Source organism: uncultured Paraglaciecola sp., from assembly GCF_913058035.1.
In the GTDB taxonomy this organism is placed as follows: domain Bacteria; phylum Pseudomonadota; class Gammaproteobacteria; order Enterobacterales; family Alteromonadaceae; genus Paraglaciecola.
The window spans coordinates 1-4,921 of record NZ_CAJXPA010000247.1 but is presented as its reverse complement, the minus strand read 5'-3'; the positions used below and the strand labels follow the sequence as shown (position 1 = coordinate 4,921).

Sequence of the window (4,921 nt, the reverse complement as noted above, 5' to 3'; positions counted from 1 at the left end):
ATCAAATGAATTGAGTTACTTAATCATTTAGAATAGGTGATGAGATGGACGCTCCCTAATACGGCGTCAATGCGCCAAAATAGTATTTTCAACCAGACTATTTACATAGGGAAAGTCCAAGATGAGGCTTAAAATAATTACTTATCGATTATGCAAAAAATGAATTTCAAGTTTGCAGTGTGAACGGACATATAAAAACCGCAGTTTAATAAAAATTGAAACGCTGCGAGTTATTCGATTTTATGCGTCAGCAGTGGCTTACTCAGGTGGAAATGGAGGCCTGTTAATCATCTCATTGCTAGGGCGAGAAATAGCGAAATTAGGCCATGATACCAAACTTATCACTGCCCAACATGTTACGCCCTTTGTGTGAGGTAACAAGAATGACCATAACGATGCGTTTGCCATAACGGAAACTTACCAACGAGACCAGAACCGGTTTGTACCTGTAAAATCTGAGTACCAACAAAAGATATCTTGTTGATATCGTATCCGAGAACGAGTTATCAAAGACAAACAGCCATAAGTAATAACAATTCGTTTAAGTTTTTTCCACTTTAAGTCAGTCTCGTGAACACATTTTTATCTCTCTTTTATTTCCATTTTATCTCCATTTTATATCGCTAACGAAATCATCCCAAGCAGAAGTGCAGGCATCAACACTGTCGTTATAGCCACTAAAACATCGATTAGCTAAATGATGTTGACGAAGCCAACACCACACTTATTCTATTGGATTTAGATCCGGTGAATACGGAGGGGTAATAAAATAACTCTCACATTTCTGCTCCCATGCACCAATAAAGCTTAATGCCATACTGCGCCATCCATTATCACAAATGCGTGTATGCCGGCTTTTGTTTACTCTTGAATCTGTTCGAGGTGATGTGTCATGGTGTTTTTATCAACAAAAGGCGCTATTAAAGCCTCTGTTTTGCCTGTGGCCAGACACACAGCACCAAACAAATAGGCATTAGATGCCACGCATAGTCAAATTGCTGTTGCTTGAGCGCCCTGAGTCGACGGCCCTTCATCGACTAAAGGCGTGTGGTGGTGTTTTGCTGACTTATTCTCACTTCATCCTTAAACCAAAAATCCGCCTTATCTAGTGCAATATGTCCGGGGATCATCTTGATTGTTACAATTTGCCGTTTTTTTAAGTTTTCTTGGGCTTCTTCAGATTGCTTAAGGTCTTTTGAGCGACTTGCCGTCCAACTGATACTCAGTGATTTGAGCAAATTATAAATCGAATTTTGATGATAGTTAACCGCAAACGTTTGGTGAATATAAATTTGCAACATGTCGCCATTTAAGTATGTTCTTTACAGGAGTGACTCTGTTTCTCCATGTAATCTATCAGCACTAACTTTTGCTGCCCCATTAACAAACAGGGTCAACCTATGTTTTTTACTTTCAAGGACACTGGAACCACCTTTGAGATACTTGGCAACCCACTCATTGACCATTCTTCGGCTAACATTCAAGCTTCTGGCAACTTCGGCTCTATTTTTACCTACTTTAAAATGCGCTACCGCTAATAAACGCTTACGCATTTGATGATCTTTCACTTTGTTAGAGAGTGCTTTTAATTGTTGCTCTGAGTGATGATTCAAGGGAAATACTAGGTGGCTTTGGGGTAAATATATCAGATCACATATTTATGCTGATTAGTATAATCAAGCTAGGGATTATTAAGTTGGGAGTTATTAAGTGAATTTGGCATGGTGCTTCCCTGTGGCCATAAAACATTAGTAAGTGGGTTAAGGAGCGCGATAGATAATTTTCAATATAGTCATCGACTGCAGTATATGTTGATAAACATGTTGAATGAATACAGCAACATGTTTAAGCGCCTCAAAGATATTGAGAACAGTTAGGTCAATTTGTCGATACAAGCGAAAGCAGAAAATACTACTCCGTACTCCTGGTATCGGTGTCATTTATGCTTCGGCATTGTTAGCCGCCATTGACGAAGCCAAGCATTTAATAACCCCAAAGAGTTTGTTGTTTGGTTAGGGCTGACGCATAAACAACACGCCTCGGGCAATATCAGTAAGATGGGCGGCATAACCAAACGCGGAAACCGTTACTAACGTAAACAATTGATGCACGTTACTAGAGCCTTCGTCAGTCGGGTAAGAAAAGCACCACCCCATCAGCTTTGTGGGTGACCAAGCTTAGCGTCATCAAACCCTTTACGTCTGGCTCGACTAATCTGGATATTACTCTCTCGGCAAGAACACTATCGCGTGATACCTGTTTCTTTAGAGGTCAACGCGTAACAAGAAACAATTTACGTTATCCTTCCGAGACAAAGACACAAAGCCTGTGAGGGTGTCGTGGAAGGCAATACTCGAGATAACACTTTTTACCCAACCCGCTTAGTCAGAACATGATGAAGAAAACGGTTTATCTTATCAAAGCCATGACGCGGTATCCGAACAGACAAATATAATTATCCGTATGGGTATATTTTAAAGGCGATAAGGTAGGCGTTTCAGAGTCCATCATAAGCCAATGTTGATCAAACCAACACAACTAAAGAACCTGAATATATGCCAACTCAAGTTTGAAAAAGAGGGCCACTTTCAGACTGTCTTCAACACAAACTACTAGCAGTAATACACGATTAAAATGTCATTCGTGCTGAAAATAAACGCAAATAGATAGGCAATACGTGGACATATGGGGTCGTCCATATGTGTCTTGATAACCTATATTTAATAAAAAAGCGCTACAATAGACAATGTATCATTAGCGCTCAGGAATTACAGCAGAGTTTGCATGGGTTGTTTAGTCACTCGTCATTTTGAATGAATAGTGACTGAGTACTGACCACCATTGACAGGTGCAGTGACTGTGTTCATTTGCAAGGTAACGGCGGTTTGTGCAAATAATCTTCCGGTTACCGAAGTGCCTGTCTGTATTGCAATCAAGGTTTTACTTAACACAATGCCTTCAAAATGCCCACCAGTGCCTAAGGTTACTTCACCAGCCACTTGCCAGAAAACGTTCTTGGCTAAAGCACCGCCTTGTAATTTCATCTCGACTGTTGACGCTTGTAATAAGTTGCCTGAAACCTGAAAAATCCAGACATCGTCAGGGCCACCATCAAGTGTCAACGTCGTTGAAATACTGAGATTACTCGTCCATTTATAGAGACCAGGGCTCAGCGTTAGTCCACCAATTTCACCGGCTCCCAGCTCAGTTGCATTTGGTGAAACGCGACTTGCTGCGTCTTCGTATGCCAATTCCATATCACTTATCGCAGACGTTAATGTATTTGGTGAACTGCTGGCACAAGGTAAAGGACCCGCAGCATCGACTGTGTAAATATTTCCGCTTACTTCGGTACATTTAAGCAGTAAGGCAGCGCCAGTCATTGGGCTTGTTCCTACATCACCAGTCACTACTGAAGGATAAACGTCAGTCACACCCGTTTTGGTCAATATAGTAAAGGTACCCGCACTTCCTAGGTTTATTGGCTTTGGACTGTTTGGGCTATGATTTGCCATAACATTACATACGAACAAACTGCCAAACACTAAAGGTAATAATACTTTTTTCGAATGATTTTTAACTATATTCATAATTCTCTTCTGCGTGATAAATATTAAAACAAGAAAACAAATAGCTTTTAGCGCTTAAATCTGATTTACACCTGTTGGATTATTTTACGTAATGTTGGTTGAGTGACATCGAGTAGTTTAGCCTTTATCTGTTGACTACAATCATGTTTCAATACCGCTAAAAACAATAATTTTTCAATGCCATTCCACAAGTTTTCAACTTCATGACGGTTTATTAGTTGCGCCAACATTTCGTTACAGCTCACAGTCAATTCCTGAATTTGTGGTTGATTAAATTGAATATCGCTAAATTTAGCGTGTCGTCTTCGCACTGTTGACTCTGATTTATTTAACAGTTTTGCCACTTTATAAAGGCTACCCCATTTGACTAAACATAATTCCAGCCATAATTTCTCTAACCACACATTGACACACAGCACTATCGCTTGTTGACTCGCCACTAGCACGACTTCATTTAACACCTTTGCTATTTGATGAAGATCATCATCAGTCGCGGCAGTAATAGAAGGTAAAGGCGACTTATCATTGACATGATTTTTAGCGCTATCATTGGCCTCATGTAACCCTTCTAATTGCAAATGTTCAGGTTCGATAACATTCCCTAAACAAAGGATTACCGCACGCATCATACAATTTCGTAATTCGCGCACATTACCCGGCCACGTATAGGCCCGCAATTTACTAATAGCCACCTCGGACAAGCCGCTAATCTCTTTATGATACTGACGGCCAAATTGTTCCAAAAAGTGGCGAGCCAATAATAAAGGGTCGTCTGCGCGCTGATTAAGGGGGGGCAAATTTAAGGTAAAGGTATTAATCCGATAATATAAATCCGCTCGGAAGCGTCCGGCCTCAACTTCTGCGGGTAAATTGCGGTTGGTGGCAAGTATCAGTCTCACATTTACCTTACGCACTCGTTGGTCGCCCACTGCAACATAGGTTTTTTCTTGCACAAAACGCAATAGTTTTGACTGGATAGCTAAGGGTAATTCACTCACTTCATCCAAAAATAAAGTGCCACCCTCAGCCTGAGCGATCAACCCTGGCTGATGGTTTATCGCTCCAGTAAAAGCGCCTTTTATATGGCCAAACAATTCACTTTCTATGAGATTTTCCACTATTGTGCTGCAGTCCACGGTAATAAATGGCTTGTGAGGGTGCAAACTGTCTTTAAAGATTTGTTGGGCAATAACCTCTTTACCTGTTCCTGTTTCACCAATAATAAGGACCGAGGCATCTGTAGGCGCAACTAACTGTAATTGTTGCATACACCTTTGCATGGTCGGTGACTCAAAACATTATTACTGAGTCCCATACAGATCTTTTCTAGT

The 4,921-nt window shown here is 40.7% G+C and carries 3 protein-coding genes and 2 pseudogenes; 1 reads left to right on the top strand and 4 read right to left on the bottom strand.

Annotation, left to right across the window (positions count from 1 at the left end; translation table 11 throughout):
• Positions 1 to 1,037: 1,037 nt before the first annotated feature.
• Both QZ562_RS19495 and QZ562_RS19490 read right to left on the bottom strand, forming a co-directional pair.
• Positions 1,038 to 1,307: pseudogene (locus tag QZ562_RS19495) on the bottom strand (winged helix-turn-helix domain-containing protein); the annotation flags it as partial.
• A 15-nt stretch (positions 1,308 to 1,322) separates the two neighbouring features.
• The gene (locus tag QZ562_RS19490; RefSeq protein ID WP_293763966.1) at positions 1,323 to 1,613 is read right to left on the bottom strand and encodes a helix-turn-helix domain-containing protein; all 291 of its coding nucleotides are present in this window, start codon (positions 1,611 to 1,613) and stop codon (positions 1,323 to 1,325) included.
• A gap of 292 nt (positions 1,614 to 1,905) precedes the next feature.
• Here QZ562_RS19490 and QZ562_RS19485 point away from each other — a divergent pair.
• Positions 1,906 to 2,090 (top strand): annotated as a pseudogene (locus QZ562_RS19485) (transposase); the annotation flags it as partial.
• Positions 2,091 to 2,804: 714 nt separating this feature from the next.
• Here QZ562_RS19485 and QZ562_RS19480 read toward each other — a convergent pair.
• Entirely contained in the window at positions 2,805 to 3,590 is a 786-nt protein-coding gene (locus QZ562_RS19480) for an ice-binding family protein (RefSeq protein WP_293763964.1), read from the bottom strand.
• 65 nt (positions 3,591 to 3,655) lie between these two features.
• Positions 3,656 to 4,870, bottom strand: coding sequence for a sigma-54 dependent transcriptional regulator (locus QZ562_RS19475; RefSeq protein ID WP_293763962.1), 1,215 nt, complete (start codon positions 4,868 to 4,870; stop codon positions 3,656 to 3,658).
• Positions 4,871 to 4,921: the final 51 nt, after the last annotated feature.

What these genes read in the sequence shown, in the direction of transcription:
- QZ562_RS19475 (WP_293763962.1), bottom strand. Translation starts at nt 4,870, where the DNA reads ATGCAAAGGTGTATGCAACAATTACAGTTAGTTGCGCCTACAGATGCC.
- QZ562_RS19480 (WP_293763964.1), bottom strand. Translation starts at nt 3,590, where the DNA reads ATGAATATAGTTAAAAATCATTCGAAAAAAGTATTATTACCTTTAGTG.